Genomic DNA, 20505 nt, shown 5'->3' with positions numbered 1-20505 from the left:
AGCCGCGCTCGACTGTGCTTCTGTAGAGCCGAGCCATGCCCGACTACCTCTCAATCACGCCGGATTGAAGCTCGCCGCCAACGTACCCACGGTCAGCACCCAGCCATCCACCAGCACGAACAGCAGGATCTTGAACGGTGCCGACACCAGCATCGGCGACAGCATCATCATGCCCATCGACATCAGCACGCTGGCCACGACCAGGTCGATGATCACGAACGGGATGAAGATCAGGAAGCCGATTTCGAAGGCGGTCTTCAGTTCGCTGGTGACGAACGATGCGACCAGTACCGGGAACGGGATCGCGTCGGGGCTGGCGTAGGTGCCGTGCCCGGCGATGCCGGCGAAGGTCATCAGGTCGGTCTCCCGGATCTGCGCCAGCATGAAGCCGCGCAACGGCGTGGTGGTCAGCGTCCAGGCGGTCTGGAAGTCGATCTCGCCATTGAGGTACGGCGCCATGCCGGTGCTCCAGGCCTTGTCCCAGGTCGGCATCATCACCATCGCGGTGAGGAACAGGGCCAGGCCCAGCAGCACCTGGTTGGACGGCGTCTGCCCGGTACCCAGCGCCTGGCGCAGCAGGCCCAGCACGATGATGATGCGGGTGAACGAGGTCAGCACCAGCAACATCGACGGGATCAGGGTGATCGCCGTCATCAGCAGCAGGGTCTGCAGCGGCAGGCTGACCGGCGCACCACCGATCTTGCCGACGTTGATGTCCGGCAGTGGCGTGGTCGGTGCGCCGGGTGCAGCGAAGGCCAGTGCCGGCAACAGGCACAGGGCGAGCATCAGCAGCCACGGCATCAGGGTGGCAAGACGGGTACGGGTGACACGCATGTCAGGCATCCTTGCGCAGCCGCTGCTGCAGCAGCTGGGCGAAATTCGGAAGATTCTTGAAGTCCGGCACGCGCACGGGCGCGGGCGGCGGCAGCGGTTCGGGCAGGGTGTGCAGGGTGTTGATGCCGCCGGCGGTGACGCCCAGCAGCAGCTGCTGGCCGTTGACCTCGACCACCACCACGCGCTCCTTGGCACCGACACTCAGGCTGGCCACCACCTTCATGCCTTCGGCCGGGCGGAAACCACTGCCGGGCAGGCGCTTGAGCAGCCAGCCGAGGCCGATGACCAGCGCCAGCACTGCCAGCAGCGCCAGCACCGCGCCGAACAGGCTCGGTGCGGCGGCTGCGTGCTGGCCGATCTGCGGGCCGGCCGGAGCGGCGGTCTTGCCGACCGCCAGCAGGGTGGAGGCCAGCAGGCTCAACGCAGTCTCCGGATCCGCTCGCTCGGGCTGACCACATCGGTCAGGCGCACGCCGAAGCGGTCATTGATCACCACCACTTCGCCATGGGCGATCAGGGTGCCGTTGACGAACACATCCAGCGACTCGCCGGCACCACGTTCCAGTTCCACCACCGAACCCTGGTTGAGCTGCAGCAGGTTGCGGATCGGCAGGCGCGCGCGACCGACTTCCAGCGACAGCGTCACCGGTACGTCGAGGATCACGTCCAAGTTCAGGTCCGGGCCGTTCGCCTCATCGGCCTGCAGGCTGCTGAACTGGGCCGGAGTGGGTTCGAGGGCGTCGATATCGTTCATTGCGGGTCTTCCTGGATGACGGGTACGCGCGGGCGGGTGCCCGGCGGATGGGTAGCGGTGATCTTCACTGCGTTCATGCCGTTGGCGATGCCGAACTCGCCGGTGAACACCGGGATGTTCTCCACGCACACCGGCACCTGCGGACTCAGCTCGATCGGCAGGATGTCGCCGACCTTCAGCTGGGTCAGGTCACGCAGGGTCATGCGCTTGCTGGCCAGTACGCTGGACAGGGTGACTTCGGCGATGTTGAGCTGTTCACGCAGGGTCTTGCCCCAGCTCTCGTCGCGGTCGTTGCGGTCGCTCTGGATGCCGGCGTCGAGCAGCTCGCGGATCGGCTCCAGCATCGAATACGGCAGGGTGACGTGGATGTCGCCACCGCCGCCATCGAGTTCGACGTGCAGGCGGCACACCACGACGTATTCGCGCGGCGTCACGATGTTGGCGAAGTGCGGGTTGATCTCCGAGTTGATGTACTCGAAGTCGACGTCCATCACCGGTGCCCAGGCCTCGCGCAGGTCGGCGAAGGTCTGCTTCAGCAGCAGGTGGATCACCCGCATTTCGGTGGCGGTGAACTCGCGGCCTTCGATGCGGGTGGGGTAGCGCCCGTCGCCACCGAAGAAGTTGTCGACGATGGCGAACACCAGGGTCGGCTCGAACACGATCAGGCCGGTACCGCGCAGCGGCTTGAAGCGGATCAGGTTCAGGTTGGTCGGCACATACAGCGAGTGCATGTAGTCGTTGAACTTGATCAGCTCGATGCCGCGCACCGACAGCTCGGCCGAGCGGCGGATCAGGTTGAACAGGCCGATCCGCCACAGGCGCGCGAAACGCTCGTGGACCATTTCCAGGGTTGGCATGCGACCGCGGATGATGCGGTCCTGGCTGGCGAAGTCGTACGAGCGCGCTTCGCCTGACGGCGGTTCCGGATCGGTTTCGACCGCGCCACTGTCCACGCCGTGGAGCAGGGCATCGATCTCGTCCTGGGACAACAGATCATTCATCGGTGGGCCCTTACTGGGTCACGAAGCTGGTGAACAGCAGGTCGTCGGCACCATTGCTGCCGGTCTCGGCCTTGAGCACTTTCTGCACTTCGGCCAGCGACGCAGCCTGCAGCTTCTGCTTGCCGGCGACATCGGCGATCTGGTCCGGGCTGACCTGCGAGAACAGCATCAGCAGGCGTGCGCGGATGGCGGGTGCATGGGTCTTGATCGCTTCCAGCGCAGCCGGGTCACGGGTCATCAGCTGCACTTCCAGCTGCAGGTAGCGCGGACCGTCGACCGGGCCGTTGAGGTTGACCACGAATGCGGGGTCCAGCGCGAAGTACTGTGCCGGTGCCGGAGTGCTGGCCTTCTTCGGCGCCTGCGCGGTCTTCTCTTCGTGCTTGGACTGGGTGAAGAACCAGACGCCGCCACCGGCGGCAGCGGCGGCCAGTACGGCCACCAGCGCGGTGATCAGAATCGGACTACGCGGCTTGGCGGCCTTGTCCTTCTCGGCGGTCTTCTTGGTTTTGTCAGCGGCTGCGGCCACGGGGTGAAGCTCCTGAGGGTTGCTTCACCGGGATATGCAAGGGGTGTGCCGAAGGCGGGGCAGAGGGGTGCGACGGAATTCCGTCGGGGGGAGCGGTGGGGCCGTGCGGAGCAAGCTCCGCACCCACCAACGCGATACTGGCAGGTGCGGCTCTATTGCCCGGGTGCCCTGGTGGCTGCCGACCGCCCGGCCCTGGTGGGTGCCAACCTTGGTTGGCACGCCTGTCAGGCGTATGCGTCCAGCAACCCGCGCTGGCGGATCAGCTGTGCGGACGACACGTTGGTGTCGCCCGGCGACGGTTCTCCGTCACCGGCGGTCCCACCGTTGCCAGATGCTCCCGACGCATTGCCGTCACCCCCCGGGGCCTGGTGGCCAACATCAGCGTGTGCCAGCTGGAAGCCCTGTTCGCCCAGCAGCTCGCGCAGGCGCGGCAGGCTGCTTTCCAGTGCCTGCCGCACGTCCACGTGCGGGCTGCTGAAGCTGGCATGCACCTTGTCGCCGTTCAACTGCAGGCGCACGTCGACCGGGCCCATATCGTCCGGGCTCAGGCGGATATGGGCGTGGCCGATTTTCTGGTCGGCCAGCCAGCCCAGGCGTGCGCCAATGGCCTGGTCGAAGCCGTCGTCACCCAGCACGGGCTTGGGCGTGGGTTCGCCATTGAAGATCGCGTTGCCGGTGGCGAGCGCCGCCTTCAGGTCCTGTACGGCGGCCCCCGCCGGTGCATGCAGCAGTGGTGCACTGGCGCGGTCGCCAACGGCGGCCACGTCACTGCCTTCGCCGCGCTCGCTGCGCTTGCCGGGCAGGATCATCTCCGGCAGTGGCAGCGCGCTGGCATCGTCCGCGCTGGTCGCCGCCGGTTTGCCGTCGGCCGTCGCTGCGGCGGCCGTTGCTGGGGCAGTTGCAGGCAGTGCCGGATTCGCGGCAGGGGCAACGGGCAGTGCGCTGCCGTCGCTGGCCTGCGACGGTGCAGCGGTGGTCGGCAGGGCAGCGGCCGCATCCACGGGCGTCGGCATCGCCAGCACCAGGCCGGCCAGACCGAGCGGCGGCCAAGGGGCGTCTTCGGTCGCGGCGGATTTGTCCTTGTCGGTAGCGGGTGCAGCCGGGGTCACGGCAACGGGCGCTGGCGGCGGCGCTTCAGCGGTTACCGCTTCGGCGTCGCTGCGTTCGCCTGGTGCCTGGCCACTGCTGTCAGTGGTCGACGGCTGGCTCGTCGTGGATGGCGACGGCGTGGTGGCGCTGCCGGCAGGGCCGGGTGCAGAGGGCGCGCCGTCCTGCAGCAGCTGGCTGAAGTCCTTTCCGCCTTCGCTGCGCGGGGCGCGCGCCGCACTGTTGCTGGTGGCCGGCGTGGCAGGGTTGGCACTGCCGGCGAGTGGGGAGGGCATCACGAGCGACCTCCCTGCTCGGTGCCGTCCTGGTCTTCGGCCTGGACAAGGCGCGCGCGGCGCGCGCCGATATCGTCCATCTCGCGCTGGTCGCGGCGGTCGGTCACCACTTTTTCCTGCGCGCGGTAGCTCGCGGCCAGCTGTTCCAGCACGGCCTTGTCACGGCTGGCCAGGATCAGCCGGGCGCGCTCGGCTTCCACCTTTTCGCGGTTGCCATTGACCGTGGCCTGCTGCTGTTCGACGGCACTGTCCAACCGGTCGAGGAAAGCGCGTCGGTTCAGCAGCTGCGCCGGGCTGGTGGCGGCCATCTGAGCGTTGGCGTACTCCTCGGCGTAGCGGCGCAGTTCGTCCAGTCGCGATAGATGGGTATCGAGCACGCGCTGGCGTTCGGCAAGGTCGCGGGCAACCGCGTCCTCGTGTTCCTGGGCCCGCTTGAGCAGGGGATCAATGCGCTTGGACTGGTTCATGGCTTAACTCTCTTGTTCCACCAGGCGCTGCAGCGCCGCCTGGCTGTGCGGGAGATCTGCGGCCTTGGCAACGTCCTGGCCGAGGAACTCCATGATTTCCGGCCAGCGTTCCAGGGCTTCGTCGGTGGCCGCGTCGTTGCCGCGCTGGTAGGCACCGATGGCGATCAGGTCACGGTTGGCCGAGTAGGCCGAGACCAGTCGCTTCAATTTGCGGATGCGCAGGCGCCACGGCTCGTCGGCGATTTCCGTGACCACGCGGCTGACCGACGATTCGACGTCGATGGCCGGGTACAGGCCGCTGTCGGCCACGCGCCGCGAGAGCAGGATGTGGCCGTCGAGGATCGCGCGCGCCGCATCGGCGATCGGGTCCTGCGGATCATCGCCCTCGGTCAGCACCGTGTAGAACGCAGTGATCGAGCCACGGCCCTTGGCGCCATTGCCGGCGCGTTCGACCAGTGCCGGCAGCTTGGCGAACACCGACGGCGGGTAGCCGCGGGTGGTCGGCGGCTCGCCCACCGACAGGCCGATCTCGCGCTGTGCTTGGGCGAAGCGGGTCAGCGAGTCCATCAGCAGCAGCACGTTCAGTCCCTGGTCGCGGAACCATTCGGCGATGGCGGTAGCGCGGTAGGCACCGTGCAGGCGCGCCAGCGGCGGCCGGTCGGCGGGACTGGCCACTACCACGGCGCGGCGCAGGCCTTCCTCGCCCAGCGTGGTCTCGACGAAATCGCGCACTTCGCGGCCACGTTCACCGATCAGGCCGACCACGATCACGTCGGCGGCGGTGTAGCGGGTCATCATGCCCAGCAGCGTCGACTTGCCGACGCCGGAGCCGGCGAACAGGCCGACACGCTGGCCGCGGCCGATCGGCAGCAGCGCGTTGATCGCGCGCACGCCCACGTCCAGCGGCTGGGTGATCGGTTCACGCGCCAGTGGATTGATCGACACGCCGGCCATGCCGACATGGCCTTCGGCGCGGATCGGGCCCTTGCCGTCCAGCGGCACGCCATCGCTGTCGATGACGCGGCCAAGCAGGCCTTCGCCCACTTCCACGCCACCGCGGCGCGCCGATGGCACCACCCGCGCATTGGGCAACAGGCCGTGCAGCTCGGCACTGGGCATCAGGTAAGTGCGCTCGCCGGCGAAGCCGACCACTTCGGCATCGACCCAGCCGCCGTCGACCACTTCCACCTTGCAGCTGGCCCCCAGCGGCGCCTCGCAGCCGACGGCTTCCAGGGTCAGTCCGACCGCGCGGCGCAGCACGCCTTCGCGGATCAGGCCACGGCCATGGGCGGTATCCACGCGCAGTCCATCGAGGCGACGGGCCAGGCGCAGGTTGCGGGCCATGGCCCAGTCGGCCGGTGGCGGCGTCGGCTGCGGATCGGGGGTCATGCATTGGCTCCGGTCTGGCGGATCACCGCGTCCAGCGCGCCGCGCAGGCGGGCTTCCAGGGTGCCGTCGATGCGCACGGCTTCGGCGTGCACGCGAAGATCGCCGCGGCTGAGGCTGGTGTCTGGCACCAGGCGCTGTTGTGGCGGCAGGCTCAACAGCGGGGCGAGGGCGGCGATGTCATCCGGATGCAGTCGCACTTCGACCTCGCGGGTGCTGCCACCCACCGCGTCGATGGCCTCACCGACCAGCTGTGCCAGCAGTGCCGGGTCAGCTTCGTAGGCGCGGCCGACCAGCGCACCGGCGATGCGTACCGCCAGTTCGCCCAGTGCGCCGACCACTTCGTTCTCCAGCCGCACCAGGGGGCGGCTGAAGTTGTCGAGGATGCCTTCGATCTGCGCGGCGAGGCGACGCACTTCGGCCTGGCCTTGGCCGTAACCTTCAGCATGGCCGTGCTGGAAGCCATCCTTCTCGGCGCTGTCCTGGATGGCCTGGATTTCCTCCAGGGTCGGCAGCTGCAGCGGCGGCTCCGGCTCGTGTTCCGGGTCCGGCTCGGTGAGTTCGAACGCATCCTCCTGCTCCAGCACCGGTTCGGGCTGGGCCAGCAGGTCCGGGGCAAGCCAGCGCACGACGTTGCTCACAGCATGGCCTCCGCGCTGCCACCGATGGTGACGGTGCCCTCATCGGCCATGCGCTTGACGATGGCCAGGATCTCGCGCTGTGCGCCTTCCACGTCGGACAGGCGCACCGGGCCACGAGCTTCCATGTCTTCCAGCAGGATTTCGGCCGCGCGCTGCGACATGTTGCGGGTGATCTTGTCGCGCACCTTGATGTCGGCACCGCGCAGGGCCAGGCCCAGGCGCTCGCCGCTCACTTCGCGCAGCACCAGCTGCATTTCGCGGTCATCCAGGTCGACCAGATCGTCGAACACGAACATCAGGTCCTGGATGCGGTTGCTCAACGGCGCATCGATGCGAGCGATTTCGCCCAGGATCGCCTGGTCCTGGCCGCTGTCCATGAAGTTCAGGATGTTGGCCGCGCACTGCACGCCGCCGATGTTGGACGATTTCAGGTTCTGGTTGCCGGCGAACTGGCGCTCCATGATCTCGTTGAGTTCATTGAGTGCGTTCGGCGGAATGCCGTCGAGGGTGGCGATGCGCAGCAGCACGTCCACGCGGGTACGGTCCGGCAGCAGTTTCAGCGCGTCGGCGGCCTGGTCGGTTTCCAGGTGCGCCATCACGATGGCGATGATCTGCGGGTGCTCGTTGCGCACCAGGTCGGCCACCGCACGCGGGTCCATCCACTTCAGCGCGTCCAGGCCGGTGGTGTTGCGGCCGAGCAGGATGCGGTCGATCAGGTTGCCGGCCTTCTCGCTGCCCAGCGCCTGCACCAGCATGTTGCGGATGTAGTCGTCCGAGCCCACGCCCAGCGAGGTCTTCGAGCCCAGCTCCTGGCCGAACTGGTCCATCACCCGTTCCACCTGCTCGCGGGTGATGTCGGTCATGGTGGCCATGGCGATGCCGATCTTCTGCACTTCCTTGGGTTCCATGTGGCGCAGCACTTCGGCCGCATCCAGCTCACCCAGGGACAGCAGCAGCACGGCCGCGCGCTGTACGCCGGTCAGTTGTGCCTCAGTCATTGGCCACCCAGCCCTTGACCACCTGGGCCACGCGCTTGGAGTCGGTCTTCACGGCTTCACGCGCCATCCGCAGTCGTTCCTCATAAGAATCCACCGGCAGGGCCAGTGCGTCTGGTCCGGCCAGGCTGGTCCGGTCGGCGCCCAGCGCCGGCAGCGGCATGCCATCGTCATCGACCAGCTGCACATCCGCGGTGTGCGGTTCCAGTGCCGGTTCGTCGTTCTTCTTGTTCTGGCCGGTGATCGCACGCAGTGCCGGGCGCAGCACACCGAACAGCAGCGCCAGCACCACCACCGCACCGAGCAGCATGCGGCCGGCATCGTGCACCCACGGCAGCTCCCACCAGGCCGGGCCTTCGACCGGCGTGGTATCCCGCACGAACGGGGCATTCATCACCGACACGGTATCGCCACGCTCGGCGTTGAAGCCGACGGCCTGCTTGACCAGCGCTTCGACGCGGGTCAGTTCGGCGGCCGACAGCGGCTGTGGGCTCATCTTGCCGTTGGCGCCGGCGCGCGGCACGTTGTCCACCAGCACCGCCACCGATACGCGCTTGATGCGGCCTGCCGGCTGGCGGGTGTGCTGCAGGGTGCGGTCCAGCTCGTAGTTGCGGGTGGCGTTCTTGCTGCTTTCGGTCGGGGTCTGCGCGGTGGCCGGTGCAGCCTGCTGGCCCGGCGGGCTGTTGCTGGTCGCACCCGGCACACCCTGCGGGCCAGGGGTGCTGGTGGTGTTCTCGCTCATCTGCTCGCTGCGCAGCTTCTGCGGCTCACCGTTGTAAAGCTCGCGGGCCTCCTCGGTCACCGAGAAATCCATGTCCACGCTCACTTCCGGGTTGACGCGGCCAGGGCCGGTCATCGGTTCCAGCAGCTCGCGGATGCGCTGGTTGAACGAGGTTTCCTGGCGGCGCACCTGCTCGAACTGGGCAGCGTTGACCGCCGCTTCGCTGTTCGGGTCGGTGATGCTGAGCATGCGCCCACTCTGGTCGACCACGGTCACCCGCTCCGGCGCGAGATCCGGGATGCTGGCCGCAACCATGTGCACGATGGCATCCACCTGGCTGCGTTCCAGCTGCTGGCCACCACGCAGTTCCAGGGTGACCGAGGCACTGGCTACGTCGCGCTGGCGGGTGAAGGCGCTGGGCTTGGGAATGGCCAGGTGCACGCGCGAATCGCGCACCGGGCGCAGCGTGTTGATGGTGCGCGACAGTTCGGTTTCCAGCGCGTGCTGGTAGCGCGCGCTTTCGACGAACTGGCTCACACCGAAGCCCGGGTCGCGTTCCATCAGCTCGAAGCCGAGCTTGCCACTGTCGGTCAGGCCGGAACCGGCCAGCTTCAGGCGGGCGTCGTGCAGGTTCTTTTCCGGCACGGTGATGCCACCGGTGGCCGGGTCGAGCGCGAACGGAATCTGCGCGGCGCGCAGCAGGTCGGTCGCTTCAGCGGTGGCCTTCTGGTCCAGGCCGGTGTACAGCGGGACCATGCCCGGCTTCTGCGACCAGAAGAACACGGACAGGCCTGCCGCCACCGCCACCGCGATCATCGCCATCAGGCCCAGCCGACGGGTGATCTGCAGGCTCTGCAGGCGGTCGAACCATTGCCCGGCCTTTTCGGCGTTCAGGCTGTCCTTGGAGAGCGTCAGTGCCATGCGTCTCTATTCCTTACAGCGGCATGTTCATCACGTCCTGGTAAGCCTGGACGAGACGGTTGCGGACTTCCACGGTGGCGCGGAAGGCGATCTGGGACTGCTGCGAGGCGACCATCACCTTGGCGAGGTCGGCGCTGGGGTCGCCCATTTCGAAGGCCTTGGCGAGGGCGCCGGATTTCTGTTGCGCATCGTTGACGCCGGCAATCGCACCACGCAGGGTTTCGGTGAAGCTGGCCGGCTGGGCCTGCGGTGCATCCAGCACCGTGCCCGGCAGGGCGTTGCTGCGAGGCGTTTCGCCCAGCGGGTTGAGCGCCGGCTGTCCCATCTGGGTCTGATAGGAGCGGATCTGCGAAAGGATCGAAGTGACGGAGTGGGACATCTGCAACGGTTCCAGAAACAGGGATGGGGTTGTCTGCTGTAGCCAGTGCAAGTGCCGTGCCGAAACCGGTTTTCGATTCAGTGAAGTGAGGGTGGGGGTGTTTGGTGGCAGGGCTGCGCCCTGCACCCGCAGAGGCCACGTCAACATCAACGTCAAAATCGGGCTATCCGTGGGGTGGCGGGGTGGGGCCGGTTACGGGGGACGCCGTAAATCCGTCCATGGAGGCTCGGTCGCGCCATCCATGGCGCTCACGCCCCCGCAACCGGACCCCCCCGCCTTCGACAGTTGGCCGCGATCTATTGGAACCTGCTGCTGATGGTGCTTCTGATGGTGCTTCTGATGATGGTGGGTGCCGACCGTTGGTCGGCACGGGGTCGGATCCCGTTGCAACGCAACGGGCTCTGGCTCCGGTCGTGGCGCCATTTAACCGGCGTCGGTTTTCTGGCCTACGGCTGCAGGGTCCAGCGGCCGGAATTCTGGCGCTGGAGCGGGGCAATGGGTCCGTCGTGCTGGGTGTAGATGAAGCGGCCCTGGTGGTCGCTCTGGCAGGTCAGCAGCAGGGTGTAGTGGGCGGGACCGGCCGGGTAGGCCTCGGTCATCTGGATTTCCGCGATATGCGGGGCCAGGCGTTGATAGCGGTAGCTACCGCCGATGCGGAGGTCGGTGCCGAGGATGTCCAACACGTACTGGTTGTTGTCAAAGCTGACCTGCACCATGCGCCCGGCGTTGGGGTTGTCCGGCGCGTACAACGGGTCGCTGAGGTTGGTGAACTGGCGCTGGTCGAGCGTGGCGGGCAGGGTGCAGTTAGCCGCGGTGGTCAGGGCCGGGCAGAGCAGGGCGGCGAGCAGGATCAGGTGATGCATGGTGGGACCTCCTCGGGGTGTCCCTGCCATGCTCCGCACTGCGGCCGCGTTGTCTCTAGGAAAACGTGCAAATGAAACGGGGGCAGCTGACCACGGTGGCCTCATCTTCGTTCCGGAATTGCGCTCCCGGCTAACCGCCAACACTGGCGTTTGAGGTGCGCTGCTTCACTTCCTGGAGCCACGCTTCGAAAAAGTCACTGGGTAGGAGATCCTCGGTATTGGTGAAATGAAGGTCATAGCTGAACTTGAGGCTTAGCTTTCCAGCAACGGCGTCGAAGTGCGCCTTTAGCTGGGTAGGAGGCTCCCGATTGTGACCTTCATGAAGCTCAATCAAGCGGTCAAAGTCGTCCAGAAGAAGGTTCAGCAAGGCGAACCCGCGGTCATCTGATACATCAAACTGCTGTCCATTCCGGGCGGCGGGAGTGTCGTTCAACTCGTGAATCCTGTAGATGCCACTACCTATTTCATAGAAGACGTCTGCAGAGGAAGTACCAGCTTCCGCTGCGCCGTACAGGTACACACCATCCACGCGATTCTCTCCGTACTCCAGACAAACGCCGAGCATGGATTCCAGTATTTCCTGCATGGAGCCTTCAAAGGTCTCGCTCATGACATTCCTCGGTCGCAATCGCAACCCTTGAGGCTATTGCGTCCCGGAGCGAAGCGCATTGGGAATAGTTGCAAATCCCACAAACACGAACGCCCGGGCAAGCCCAGGCGTTCGTGCCCCCTTCATGCTGACAGCACGCGTCAGCCGGCCAGTTCGGCCTGCTCGCGCTCGATGCCGTACTTGCGCAGCTTTTCCACCAGGGTGGTGCGGCGCAGGCCGAGCAGCTGGGCGGCGTGGGCGACCACGCCCTGGGTACGTTCCAGTGCTTCGTTGATCAGGCCCAGTTCGATGTTGGCCATGTGGTTGCGCAGGTCCATGCCTTCGTCGGGCAGGGCGGCCGGTGCCGCCGGTCGATTGACGGCAATGCCGTGCTCCAGCGCCGGCTGGTTGCCGCTGCCGGGCGTGTGGAACGAGAAGCTGCGCAGGTCCAGTCGTTCTTCGCTGGTGGCGGGCTGTGCCGGCGCCGGCGTAGCGACGGCGGCCAGCGCGGCATCGCCACGGTAGCGGGCCGGCAGGTCCTGTACGCGCACCGATCCACCCGGATGCAGCACGGCCAGGCGCTCGACCAGGTTGGTCAGCTCGCGCACGTTGCCCGGCCATTCGTAGCCCGCCAGTGCCTGCAGGGCTTCCGGGGTGAAGCGCACTTCGCCACGGCCGGTGCGCGCCAGCTGTGCGGCGATGGTTTCCACCAGTGCCGGCAGGTCCTCGCGACGCTCGCGCAGCGCGGGTACTTCAATGGGGAACACGTTGAGGCGGTAGAACAGATCCTCACGGAACTTGCCTTCGGCGATCCGCGTTTCCAGATCACGGTGGGTCGCGGCCACGACACGCACGTTGCAGCGGATGGTCTGGTTGCCACCGACGCGCTCGAAGCTGCGTTCCTGCAGCACGCGCAGCAGCTTCACCTGCATCGGCAGACTCATGTCGCCAATTTCGTCCAGCAGCAGGGTGCCGCCCTCGGCCATCTCGAAACGACCCTTGCGCGCGGTCAATGCGCCGGTGAAGGCACCCTTTTCGTGACCGAACAGTTCGCTTTCCAGCAGGTCGGCCGGAATGGCGCCGCAGTTGATCGCCACGAACGGGCCATCACGGCGCGGCGAGCGCTGGTGGATGGCGCGCGACACCACTTCCTTGCCGGTGCCGGATTCGCCCAGCACCAGCACGGTGGTGTCGAACGCGGCCACCTGTTCGATCATGGTGCGCAACGCAGTGACCGCCGGGCCGTTGCCGGTCGGCCCCTGCTCCTGCGCGGCACCTGCCTGGTGCTCGGCATCCAGGCGCTTGAGGCTGGCGCGGCGCAGCAGCGCTTCCATCTGCGCGTGGCGCAGCGGCGTCTCCAGTGGCCAGATGTTGGCTTCGTGCAGCCCGTGCTGCTGCGCGAAGGCTGCGGCATCACCGTCGGCCAGCAGTACCGGCGGTGGCAGGCTGCTGCCGCCCAGCCAGTTGTAGAGTGCGGTGCTGGCGGCGTTGTCGTCCAGGCTGCCGACGATCACTGCCATCCAATCGTTCTGGCGCTGCCGGCCCAGATCGAAGTCGGCTGCGTCGGAGACCCAGCGCGGGTTGAAGTCCATGAACTCCAGCAGGGCAACGGTGCGCTCTGCACGCACGGCGTCGTTGTCCAGCACAAGGATGCGCGATTCGCTCACGACTGTTCCTCCCTGAGGCCTTCCAGGATCGGCATGACTTCCTGGATGTAGGACAGCTTGCTGACGAAATTGTCGGCACCGGCACGCAGCGCGTGCTCGCGGTGCTCGGCGTCGTCGAAGTGGCTGGCGATCACGATGTACGGTGCGTCGTCCTGCGACTTGATCAGGCGGGTGGCCTGCAGGCCGCCCATCTCAGGCATTGCCAGATCCATCAATACGACCTGCGGGCGCAACGTTTCCGAACGCTCGATCGCTTCCAGGCCGTTGCCGGCGCTGCCGACGATCTGCAGCCAGTCGATCTTGCGGAAGTGGCGCATTGCCGCGTTGATGAAGCCCTCGTGGTCATCGACCAGCAGGACAGTAAGCTTGTTCATGTGCAACATCCTTTTCAGCCCACCCGGGCCAGCTGTGGTTGCCTGGCGCCGAGCCGGCGCCGTTCACGGGCCGGGGCGATGTCCAGTTGTTCCCGGTATTTTGCGACGGTTCGGCGGGCAATGTTCACCCCCTGGCGTGACAACAGGCCGGCGATCGCCTCATCGGCCAGTGGCCGACCGGCCGGTTCGGCGTCGATCAGGCGGCGGACCATGGCCTTGACCGCCTGCCCGGAGACGCTGGCGCCTTCCAGTCGGACGGCGAAGAAGTGCTTCAGTTCGAAGGTGCCGCGCGGGGTCTGCAGGAACTTGCCGGTGGTGATGCGCGAGACGGTGGACTCGTGCATGCCGATTTCCTCGGCCACTTCCTTCAGGGTCAGCGGTGCCATGGCTTCCTCGCCACGCACCAGGAACGCGGCCTGGCGCTCGACGATCACCCGCGCGGTGCGCAGCAGGGTGTCGTAGCGCATCGACAGGCCGCGGCTGAACCAGCGCGCTTCCTGCAGCATCTCGCGCAGTGCCGGGGCGGCCTCACTGGTCTCTGCCAGCGCCTGTTCGTACTGGCTGTTGATGGAGACGCGGCGACTGGTGGCCGGGTTCAATGCCACTTTCCACTGGCCATCGGCGTGCCAGGCGACCACATCCGGAACCACAACGGCACTGCGTTCCGGCAGCAGGCTGTCGCCTGGGCGTGGCTGCAGCGACAGGATCAGGCGTACCGCTTCGCGCACATCGTCGATCTCGGCGTGGTGCTGGCGGGCGAGGGCGGGGTAATCATGTGCGGCCAGCGCATCGAGCGCGCCGTCTAGGATGCGCGTGGCCAGGTGGCGGGCAGGCACCGCGCCGTGCAGGCTGCGCAGCTGCGCCTGCAGGCCCTCGCGCAGGTCCTGGGCGGCCATGCCGGCCGGGTCACCGTGCAGCAGCTGCTGGCGGATGGCTTCGACGCCGTCGGCGTCGATGTCGAACTGGGCGCTGGCCAGCAGCTGCAGCTGGCCCAGTGGCGCCTGCAGGTAGCCAGCCTCGTCGCAGTGGTCCAGCCAGAATGCGGCCACTGCCAGCTGGCGATCATCCATGTCCAGCGACAGGCGCTGCAGCACGCGCAGCTGCGGGTCGGTGGATTCGCCGGCGGCGATGCGCGCCATGCGGTCGTCGTCGCCGTCCTGCCAGCTGGCGCCGGCCACGTCCCACATCGACGACTCCGGCAGCTCGTCGAACGCGGCGGTTTCCAGCGTCGCGGTGGCAACGTCGGTGGCGTCGGCGGCCGGTGCTTCGGGCTCTTCGATTTCCAGCAGGGGATTGGAGTCCAGCAGGCGCTGGATTTCCTGTTCCAGGTGCAGGCCATCAAGCTGCAGCAGCCGGATCGACTGCAGCAGCTGCGGGGTGAGGTGAAGTTGTTGGCCCAGCTGGGTCGAGAGTGCAGCCTTCATCGTGGTTCCCCGGCGCCGCTCCCCGGCGCCTTGTGGAACGCATCTTGCTTTTGATCCGGCGGTGGCGGAATCGGGGGGTTCCTGAGGAGCTTCGTGAATTTCCTGACGGCGTGTAGGGGTATTCCCTACAGTGGCGCGGAATGTTGACGATGATCGCTGCTAAGTTGCTGATTTCCGGTGCAAGGCCCGGATTGATCGGGCTGCGCCGTGTACGGATTCCTGTCGGGGAGTGTCGGGATGACGGGAATTCGACGCTGGGTGCGGGTTGGCTGCGTCGGCTGTCGATAGAGGCGATCACCGGTAGAGTCGACTGTCAGTCGACTGCTCTCCGATCAGACCAAGGAAAAGTCCCGCGCTCCGCGCGCAAGTCGACTGACAGTCGACTCTACCAACAGCCCACTCTACCCAGCCATCGCTTCTTCACGCCGAGGCTGGCGCTTACTCCAGCTCGTGCTGATGGCGCGCGGCCAGCAGCAGCAGATCGTTGGCGCGACGGCAGCCCAGTGACTCCATCATGCGTGCGCGGTGGGTTTCCACTGTCTTGACGCTGATGCCGAGGTCGGCGGCGATTTCCTTGTTGCTCTCACCCTTGCCGATGCGGCGCAGGATCTCGCGCTGGCGCGGCGACAGCGCGGCGATGCCGGTGGGCTTCTCGCGGCCGAGCATCGGTGCCAGCATCTTGGCGGAGATCTGCGGGCTCAGGAACACCTGGCCGGCATGCGCCGCGCGAAGCGCCAGCTCCAGTTCCTGCGGCGCCGCATCCTTGACCACGAACCCGACCGCGCCGCGGTCGAGGGCATCGCGCACGTGCGCGGCGTCGTCGTGCATGGTCATCATCACAACCCGGGTACCGGGCGCGCGCAGCCGGATATCGCTGAGCGCTTCCAGACCCGTACGGCCAGGCAATGACAGGTCCATCAGGACCACGTCCGGGGCGTGCTGCAGGGCCAGCTGCAGCGCCTGTTCGGCGTTGCTGGCCTCTGCAACCAGCTGCACGTCGGCAAACCCCTGCAGCAGCCGCGCCAGGCCGGCGCGGACCAGGGTGTGATCGTCGACGATGAGAACTCGCACAGGCACGCAGCAGGTCCGTGTAGGGGAGTCCACCTTAACTTAGCTGAACGGGCGCGCCAAGGCTTGCCCGCCAAGCGCGATGGTGGCAGGTTTCAGCGCGCCCGGCGTGCCTCGGCCACCTGACGCCGGTGCAGGCGGAACAGGTGGCGCTCCATGGCCATTTCCAGGCCATCGCCAAGGCGCTGGAAGCGCAGCCACAGATAGTGGCCGCCGCCGCCATCGGCCGCTTCGGCAATCACTTCCACCGGCAGGTCGATATGGTCGGGCAGCCAATCACTGGGCTGCAGACGGACCAGGCCCGCCTGGCCGGGGCTGGCGCCACTGCGCGGGCCCAGTTGCAGGCGGATGCCACGGCGCGACCAGCGCACCGGGCGCAGGGTCAGTTCCTGGCCCTGCTGGCGGACCAGGCGGCCAAGCAGCACCATCGCCAGATCCAGCTTCGCCTCCAGCCGCTGCAATTGCAGGCTGGCTTCATTGCGGTCGTCATGCTCGTCAACGCGACTGTCTTCAACCAGCGCCAGGCTGCGCAGCAGGCCCTCGGCACTGCCGGTACGGCCGGTGCCACTGCCTGCCTGGAATTCGGCGGGCAGTGCCAGCTCGCAGCTGAGCGTTTCGTCGAACAGCTCGCTTTCGGCGGGATGGTGCAGCGACGTTGTCGGCAGTTGGGTCATGCCAGCGATTCTGCCTGCAGGTAGGCATGGGCCGCGCGAAGAGAGCGCTGGCCGTCATTCATCAGTGCTGCCACCGCATCGCGACGCTGGCGCAGCAGGCCCAGCAGGTTCTGCTGGCGCTCGAACAGCGCACTGAGCGGTGCGTGGTCGTCCGAGGTCAGCGGCTGGCTGAGCAGGGCATGCAGCGTGCTGTCGTGACCGTCGAGCAGGCTGTCGGCCTGGTCGAGGGCGTCTTCGCCCAGGGCCTTTTCGAAGGCGTCCAGCTGGGCGTGCAGTTCGTGCAGGCTCATGGCGCCACCGCGGCCGGGCGGCGCTGTTCCTGCGGGATTGCATTCCAGGCGCTGTCGATCTCGCCCAGCAACTGCAGGGATTCATCGAGGGCGGCACGGTCGTTGTGCAGGTTGGCCTCGGTCAGGCGCTGCAGCACGTAGTCGTAGAGTGCCGACAGGTTCCCGGCGATTTCACCGCCAGCCTCATGATCCAGCGAGCCATTGAGGTGGCCGACGATCGCGCAGACCTCGCCGATCGCCTTGCCCTTGCCGGCCTGGTCGCCGCGCTCGAGGCTGGCCAGGGCGCGCCGCACGCGCTCCAGCGCGCCGGCCAGCAGCATCGCCACCAGCTTGTGCGGATCGGCATCGGCGACCGCACTGGTCACTCCCACCTGGCGGTACTGCTCGGCATATTGACGGCTGGAACCGTACATTCGTGATTCTCCTTGCGCGGGGTGCCGCCGGCGGGTCGTGGGGACCGTTGCCGGCGGTGCGGCGTTGATTGCTGTTGCGTCCGTTATCGGTGCGTTACACGCCAAACTTGAGCGTTGCACGCAGTCCTTTAGCGGTTCAGCTGTGCCAGCTGCTGCTGCAGCGACGTATTGCTCTGCTGCAACTTGCCCATCAGGCTGTCCAACGCGATGAACTGCTTCTTGTAGCGCTCTTCCACGTTCTTCATGCGCGTGTCGAGGTCCTTGCGGCGCTTGTCGATGTTGTCCAGCGTGGTGTTGAGGCCCTTGGTGCGGGCGACGAAGGCGCCTTCCTTGCCGACCGTGGTGCTGACGTAGCCGTCGACCATGGTGTAGAGCGTGCCGGCACCGCCGGTGTCACCGGTGATTGCCGAGCGGATCTTCTCGGGCTGACTGGCCAGCGCGGCGGCAAACTTGGTGGCGTCCAGCACCAGGCTGCCGTCGGCGTTGGGGTAGCCACGCGTCTGCAGTCCCAGCGTTTTCGGGTCCAGGCCATCGGCGGACAGTTCCTTCAGCACGCCCGACATCACCGAGCGCAACTGGCTGGAGGCACCACGCATCTGCGCGTCGCCGGTCAGCGTGGCGGCTTCCTTGGTCTTGGCGTCGTACTTGGTCTCGGTGTTGATCGCCGCGATTGCTGCGTTGTAGGCGGTCACGAACTCCTGCATCACCTTGGTGGCTGCAGTGGTATCGGTGCTGATCACGACGGTGCTCTTGCCCTTGACCTTGAGGTTCAGGGTCAACCCCGGCACGGCGTCGGCCACGGTGTTGCTGGCGCTGACCACCGTGACGCCATCGATGGTCAGCTCGGCATCGGCTGCCGCGGTGTTTTCCTGGAGGCTGCCCACCAGTGCGGTCAGTTTCGGGTCGCTGCCGCCGTATTCGAGCTTGATGGCATTGGCGGCGCCGGTCTTTTCCTGGGCAATCGACAGGTACTGGTTGTCGCCCGAGGCGATCAGGGTCGCCTGCACGCCTTCCTTGCGGCCTGCGGCGTCGATCTTGTTGCGCACGGTGGTCAGCGTATCGCCGGCTTCCACCTCGACCTTCATCGTCTTTGCCTTGTCGCCGACGCCAACGGTCAGCGTCAAGGTTCCGGCGCCGAAGGTGTCGGTCTTTCCTACCGAGGTATTGGCAATCAGCTTGTGTGCGGTGGCAAGGGATTTCACCTCCACCTGGTGGGTGCCATTGGAGGCCGCTGCCTTGGTCGTGCCAAGGTCGTACAGTGCCACCGAGGCCGTCAGCACGTCGTCGGTGTTGGCGGGTTGCGCCTTGCCGGTGGCGGTCACGGTGCGGGTATCGAAGGCGGTGGTGGCCTTCAGTGCGGTCAGTGCGGTCTTCAGCTTGTCGAAGGCCGAAGTGACAGTGCCGATCGACGACAGCTGCATCTTGGCCTTGGACTGCTGCAGGTTCAGCGCGTTGTCGGCGGGCTTGCGGTCGGCTGCGACCAGCTGGTTGACGATGTCCGAGATGTTGAGCCCCGAGCCAATGCCACCGTATCCAAAGCTTGCCATGTGATTCTCCTGGTATCCGGGCCTGGCCGTCGTGCGGTGGCCCGTCGTCAACGAAAATAGCGGCCTGCGCCGCTGGGTCTTGAGGACTTCGTTGATGCACGTGCCGTGCCAATGGTCTGGCGCAGGTTCTGGCACGCGGGTTGCAGGAAGGCTGGGGCAGGGTGCGGGTAGGTTCACCGCGGGCTGCCGGGAGTCTGCAAAAAGCCCTCCCCCAATGCAGGGGAGGGATCAGGCTACTGACAATCGGGGGGAGACGAAGCCGCCCGGTACGTACAGTCAAAGGTACAGCGCTGAAAGAGAGGTCCGCAGGAGCGGGCGATGCCAAGCCGGTTCGGGAGTGATCCCGGGCCGGGCATGGCCCGCGCCTTCGTGCATCGTGGCTTCCCGGTTGCCGCTACCGTCGGTTCGACCCGACGGTAGCGGCGCCCTCTTGCCGTGGATCAGCGCAGCAGGCTGAGCACGCCCTGCGGCACCTGGTTGGCCTGGGCCAGCATGGCCGTACCGGCCTGCTGCAGGATCTGGGTGCGGGTCAGCTCTGCGGTTTCCTTGGCGAAGTCGGTGTCCTTGATGCGGCTGCGCGAAGCCGACAGGTTTTCCGACGAGGTCTGCAGGTTGGCCACCACCGAGGTGAAGCGGTTCTGGATCGCACCGAGGTCAGCGCGGGTGCTGTTGATCGCACCCAGGGCCTTGTCGACCACTTCCATCGCCTGCTGTGCACCCTTCACGGTGGACACGTCGATCTTGTCGGCGAAGCTCTTGGCCACTGCGGTGGTGCTGGCGGTGATGTCGCCCGGGCCGGTGGCGATGCCGGTCCAGGTGCCGGTTTCCACGGCGATACCGAGGAAGGCGCCATTCTTGTCGACGCTGTCCTTGACCGAGCTCAGGTTGATCTTGCCACCACCGGCAGCGTCGACCTCGGCCAGGACGCCGGTCTCACCGATCTTGGCATTGATCGCAGCGACCATGGCCTTGGTGGCGGCGTCCTGGGTCTTGGTGCCATCGGCACCGCCCTGGGCGGCCACGTCGATGTCGGCGATGCTGATTGCCGAACCTGCGCCGTTGGTGATGGTCATGCCGCTGACCTTCACGCCGGTTGCGCCGTCTGCCGGAGCGGCGATGGTGAAGCTGACCGAATCGAACATCGCACCGCCCAAGGCATTGGCCTTGGCATCGATGGTCTTGTCGATGGCAATGGCCTGGCCCGCATTGGCGCCGACCTGGAACAGCTGGCTGGAGAACGAGCCGTCCAGCAGCTTGGTGCCGTTGAAGTCCGACTGCTTGGCGACGCGGTCGATTTCGCTGACCAGCTGGGTCACTTCGGCCTGCAGGGCCTTGCGGTCGCTGGCGGAGTTGGTGGCGTTGGAGGCCTGCACCGACAGCTCGCGGACGCGCTGCAGGTTGTTGCCGATTTCGGTCAGCGAACCTTCGGCGACCTGGGCCAGCGAGATACCGTCGTTGGCATTGCGGATGGCGACGTCGGTACCGCGGATCTGCGTGCCGAAGCGCTCGGAGATCGCCAGACCGGCGGCGTCGTCCTTGGCGCTGTTGATGCGCGAACCGGAGGACAGGCGCTGGATGGTGGTGGCCAGC

23 protein-coding genes are annotated in these 20505 nt (G+C 66.7%); all 23 read right to left on the bottom strand.

Translation table 11 applies throughout. The features are described 5' to 3' along the window. Positions 1 to 54: 54 nt before the first annotated feature. Positions 55 to 834, bottom strand: coding sequence for a flagellar type III secretion system pore protein FliP (gene fliP, locus AC5P99_RS20375; RefSeq protein WP_005409541.1), 780 nt, complete (start codon positions 832 to 834; stop codon positions 55 to 57). A 1-nt stretch (position 835) separates the two neighbouring features. After that, a complete protein-coding gene (gene fliO / locus AC5P99_RS20370) occupies positions 836 to 1255 on the bottom strand; it encodes a flagellar biosynthetic protein FliO (protein ID WP_495213501.1) in 420 nt (139 codons plus the stop codon). Continuing rightward, the gene (gene fliN / locus AC5P99_RS20365) at positions 1252 to 1587 is read right to left on the bottom strand and encodes a flagellar motor switch protein FliN (protein ID WP_005409543.1); all 336 of its coding nucleotides are present in this window, start codon (positions 1585 to 1587) and stop codon (positions 1252 to 1254) included. Before fliN ends, fliO begins: the two co-directional genes overlap by 4 nt. Further along, on the bottom strand, positions 1584 to 2588 hold the full coding sequence (fliM, locus tag AC5P99_RS20360) for a flagellar motor switch protein FliM (RefSeq protein ID WP_005409544.1): 1005 nt from the start codon (positions 2586 to 2588) through the stop codon (positions 1584 to 1586). The genes fliN and fliM overlap by 4 nt, the downstream gene beginning before the upstream one ends. Before the next feature lie 10 nt (positions 2589 to 2598). Next, the gene (locus AC5P99_RS20355; protein WP_005409545.1) at positions 2599 to 3114 is read right to left on the bottom strand and encodes a flagellar basal body-associated FliL family protein; all 516 of its coding nucleotides are present in this window, start codon (positions 3112 to 3114) and stop codon (positions 2599 to 2601) included. A gap of 224 nt (positions 3115 to 3338) precedes the next feature. Next, positions 3339 to 4496, bottom strand: a complete 1158-nt coding sequence (locus AC5P99_RS20350; protein WP_049448917.1) for a flagellar hook-length control protein FliK — start codon at positions 4494 to 4496, stop codon at positions 3339 to 3341. Further along, positions 4496 to 4963 carry a flagellar export protein FliJ gene (fliJ, locus tag AC5P99_RS20345; RefSeq protein WP_005413256.1) on the bottom strand — a complete coding sequence of 156 codons (468 nt, stop codon included), beginning with the start codon at positions 4961 to 4963 and terminating at the stop codon, positions 4496 to 4498. Before fliJ ends, AC5P99_RS20350 begins: the two co-directional genes overlap by 1 nt. A gap of 3 nt (positions 4964 to 4966) precedes the next feature. After that, on the bottom strand, positions 4967 to 6352 hold the full coding sequence (locus tag AC5P99_RS20340) for a FliI/YscN family ATPase (protein ID WP_088435729.1): 1386 nt from the start codon (positions 6350 to 6352) through the stop codon (positions 4967 to 4969). After that, positions 6349 to 6990 carry a FliH/SctL family protein gene (locus tag AC5P99_RS20335; RefSeq protein WP_088435730.1) on the bottom strand — a complete coding sequence of 214 codons (642 nt, stop codon included), beginning with the start codon at positions 6988 to 6990 and terminating at the stop codon, positions 6349 to 6351. Before AC5P99_RS20335 ends, AC5P99_RS20340 begins: the two co-directional genes overlap by 4 nt. Beyond that, positions 6987 to 7973: a flagellar motor switch protein FliG gene (fliG, locus tag AC5P99_RS20330; protein WP_024958226.1), complete on the bottom strand. Its 987-nt coding sequence runs from the start codon at positions 7971 to 7973 to the stop codon at positions 6987 to 6989. The genes AC5P99_RS20335 and fliG overlap by 4 nt, the downstream gene beginning before the upstream one ends. 7 nt (positions 7974 to 7980) lie before the next feature. After that, positions 7981 to 9627: a flagellar basal-body MS-ring/collar protein FliF gene (gene fliF, locus AC5P99_RS20325; protein WP_005409551.1), complete on the bottom strand. Its 1647-nt coding sequence runs from the start codon at positions 9625 to 9627 to the stop codon at positions 7981 to 7983. A 13-nt stretch (positions 9628 to 9640) separates the two neighbouring features. Further along, complete coding sequence (gene fliE, locus AC5P99_RS20320; RefSeq protein WP_005409552.1) at positions 9641 to 10006, bottom strand: flagellar hook-basal body complex protein FliE; 366 nt, start codon at positions 10004 to 10006, stop codon at positions 9641 to 9643. A gap of 446 nt (positions 10007 to 10452) precedes the next feature. Further along, positions 10453 to 10869 carry a hypothetical protein gene (locus AC5P99_RS20315; protein WP_108270011.1) on the bottom strand — a complete coding sequence of 139 codons (417 nt, stop codon included), beginning with the start codon at positions 10867 to 10869 and terminating at the stop codon, positions 10453 to 10455. A gap of 130 nt (positions 10870 to 10999) precedes the next feature. Next, positions 11000 to 11479 (bottom strand): hypothetical protein, encoded by a 480-nt coding sequence (locus tag AC5P99_RS20310; RefSeq protein ID WP_495213500.1) that lies wholly within the window; start codon positions 11477 to 11479, stop codon positions 11000 to 11002. 140 nt (positions 11480 to 11619) lie between these two features. Beyond that, positions 11620 to 13125, bottom strand: a complete 1506-nt coding sequence (locus AC5P99_RS20305) for a sigma-54 dependent transcriptional regulator (RefSeq protein WP_033833133.1) — start codon at positions 13123 to 13125, stop codon at positions 11620 to 11622. Continuing rightward, entirely contained in the window at positions 13122 to 13499 is a 378-nt protein-coding gene (locus AC5P99_RS20300) for a response regulator (RefSeq protein WP_005409556.1), read from the bottom strand. Before AC5P99_RS20300 ends, AC5P99_RS20305 begins: the two co-directional genes overlap by 4 nt. 14 nt (positions 13500 to 13513) lie before the next feature. After that, positions 13514 to 14923: an RNA polymerase factor sigma-54 gene (gene rpoN / locus AC5P99_RS20295; protein WP_495213499.1), complete on the bottom strand. Its 1410-nt coding sequence runs from the start codon at positions 14921 to 14923 to the stop codon at positions 13514 to 13516. A 438-nt stretch (positions 14924 to 15361) separates the two neighbouring features. Beyond that, positions 15362 to 15994 (bottom strand): response regulator, encoded by a 633-nt coding sequence (locus tag AC5P99_RS20290; RefSeq protein ID WP_005413261.1) that lies wholly within the window; start codon positions 15992 to 15994, stop codon positions 15362 to 15364. 92 nt (positions 15995 to 16086) lie between these two features. Beyond that, on the bottom strand, positions 16087 to 16665 hold the full coding sequence (locus tag AC5P99_RS20285) for a PilZ domain-containing protein (protein ID WP_005413262.1): 579 nt from the start codon (positions 16663 to 16665) through the stop codon (positions 16087 to 16089). Next, a complete protein-coding gene (locus tag AC5P99_RS20280) occupies positions 16662 to 16955 on the bottom strand; it encodes a hypothetical protein (RefSeq protein WP_005413263.1) in 294 nt (97 codons plus the stop codon). The genes AC5P99_RS20285 and AC5P99_RS20280 overlap by 4 nt, the downstream gene beginning before the upstream one ends. Then, complete coding sequence (gene fliS / locus AC5P99_RS20275; RefSeq protein WP_005409561.1) at positions 16952 to 17368, bottom strand: flagellar export chaperone FliS; 417 nt, start codon at positions 17366 to 17368, stop codon at positions 16952 to 16954. Before fliS ends, AC5P99_RS20280 begins: the two co-directional genes overlap by 4 nt. 128 nt (positions 17369 to 17496) lie before the next feature. Next, entirely contained in the window at positions 17497 to 18915 is a 1419-nt protein-coding gene (gene fliD / locus AC5P99_RS20270) for a flagellar filament capping protein FliD (RefSeq protein ID WP_043033573.1), read from the bottom strand. Between the two features lie 440 nt (positions 18916 to 19355). Next, complete coding sequence (locus AC5P99_RS20265; protein ID WP_495213498.1) at positions 19356 to 20504, bottom strand: flagellin; 1149 nt, start codon at positions 20502 to 20504, stop codon at positions 19356 to 19358. Between the last annotated feature and the right edge of the window lies 1 nt (position 20505).

It is taken from the genome of Stenotrophomonas sp. YJH_SMC_80 (genome assembly GCF_059372495.1).
This window is presented reverse-complemented; position numbering and strand designations above follow the sequence as displayed.

Bases quoted from the DNA above. Each gene is read 5' to 3' on its own strand.
- fliS (WP_005409561.1), bottom strand. From the start codon at position 17,368: ATGTACGGTTCCAGCCGTCAATATGCCGAGCAGTACCGCCAGGTGGGA.
- fliJ (WP_005413256.1), bottom strand. From the start codon at position 4,963: ATGAACCAGTCCAAGCGCATTGATCCCCTGCTCAAGCGGGCCCAGGAA.
- fliN (WP_005409543.1), bottom strand. From the start codon at position 1,587: ATGAACGATATCGACGCCCTCGAACCCACTCCGGCCCAGTTCAGCAGC.
- AC5P99_RS20315 (WP_108270011.1), bottom strand. From the start codon at position 10,869: ATGCATCACCTGATCCTGCTCGCCGCCCTGCTCTGCCCGGCCCTGACC.
- fliP (WP_005409541.1), bottom strand. From the start codon at position 834: ATGCGTGTCACCCGTACCCGTCTTGCCACCCTGATGCCGTGGCTGCTG.
- AC5P99_RS20350 (WP_049448917.1), bottom strand. From the start codon at position 4,496: ATGCCCTCCCCACTCGCCGGCAGTGCCAACCCTGCCACGCCGGCCACC.
- AC5P99_RS20340 (WP_088435729.1), bottom strand. From the start codon at position 6,352: ATGACCCCCGATCCGCAGCCGACGCCGCCACCGGCCGACTGGGCCATG.
- fliF (WP_005409551.1), bottom strand. From the start codon at position 9,627: ATGGCACTGACGCTCTCCAAGGACAGCCTGAACGCCGAAAAGGCCGGG.
- AC5P99_RS20285 (WP_005413262.1), bottom strand. From the start codon at position 16,665: ATGACCCAACTGCCGACAACGTCGCTGCACCATCCCGCCGAAAGCGAG.
- fliD (WP_043033573.1), bottom strand. From the start codon at position 18,915: ATGGCAAGCTTTGGATACGGTGGCATTGGCTCGGGGCTCAACATCTCG.
- AC5P99_RS20300 (WP_005409556.1), bottom strand. From the start codon at position 13,499: ATGAACAAGCTTACTGTCCTGCTGGTCGATGACCACGAGGGCTTCATC.
- AC5P99_RS20310 (WP_495213500.1), bottom strand. From the start codon at position 11,479: ATGAGCGAGACCTTTGAAGGCTCCATGCAGGAAATACTGGAATCCATG.
- rpoN (WP_495213499.1), bottom strand. From the start codon at position 14,923: ATGAAGGCTGCACTCTCGACCCAGCTGGGCCAACAACTTCACCTCACC.
- fliE (WP_005409552.1), bottom strand. From the start codon at position 10,006: ATGTCCCACTCCGTCACTTCGATCCTTTCGCAGATCCGCTCCTATCAG.
- AC5P99_RS20280 (WP_005413263.1), bottom strand. From the start codon at position 16,955: ATGAGCCTGCACGAACTGCACGCCCAGCTGGACGCCTTCGAAAAGGCC.
- fliM (WP_005409544.1), bottom strand. From the start codon at position 2,588: ATGAATGATCTGTTGTCCCAGGACGAGATCGATGCCCTGCTCCACGGC.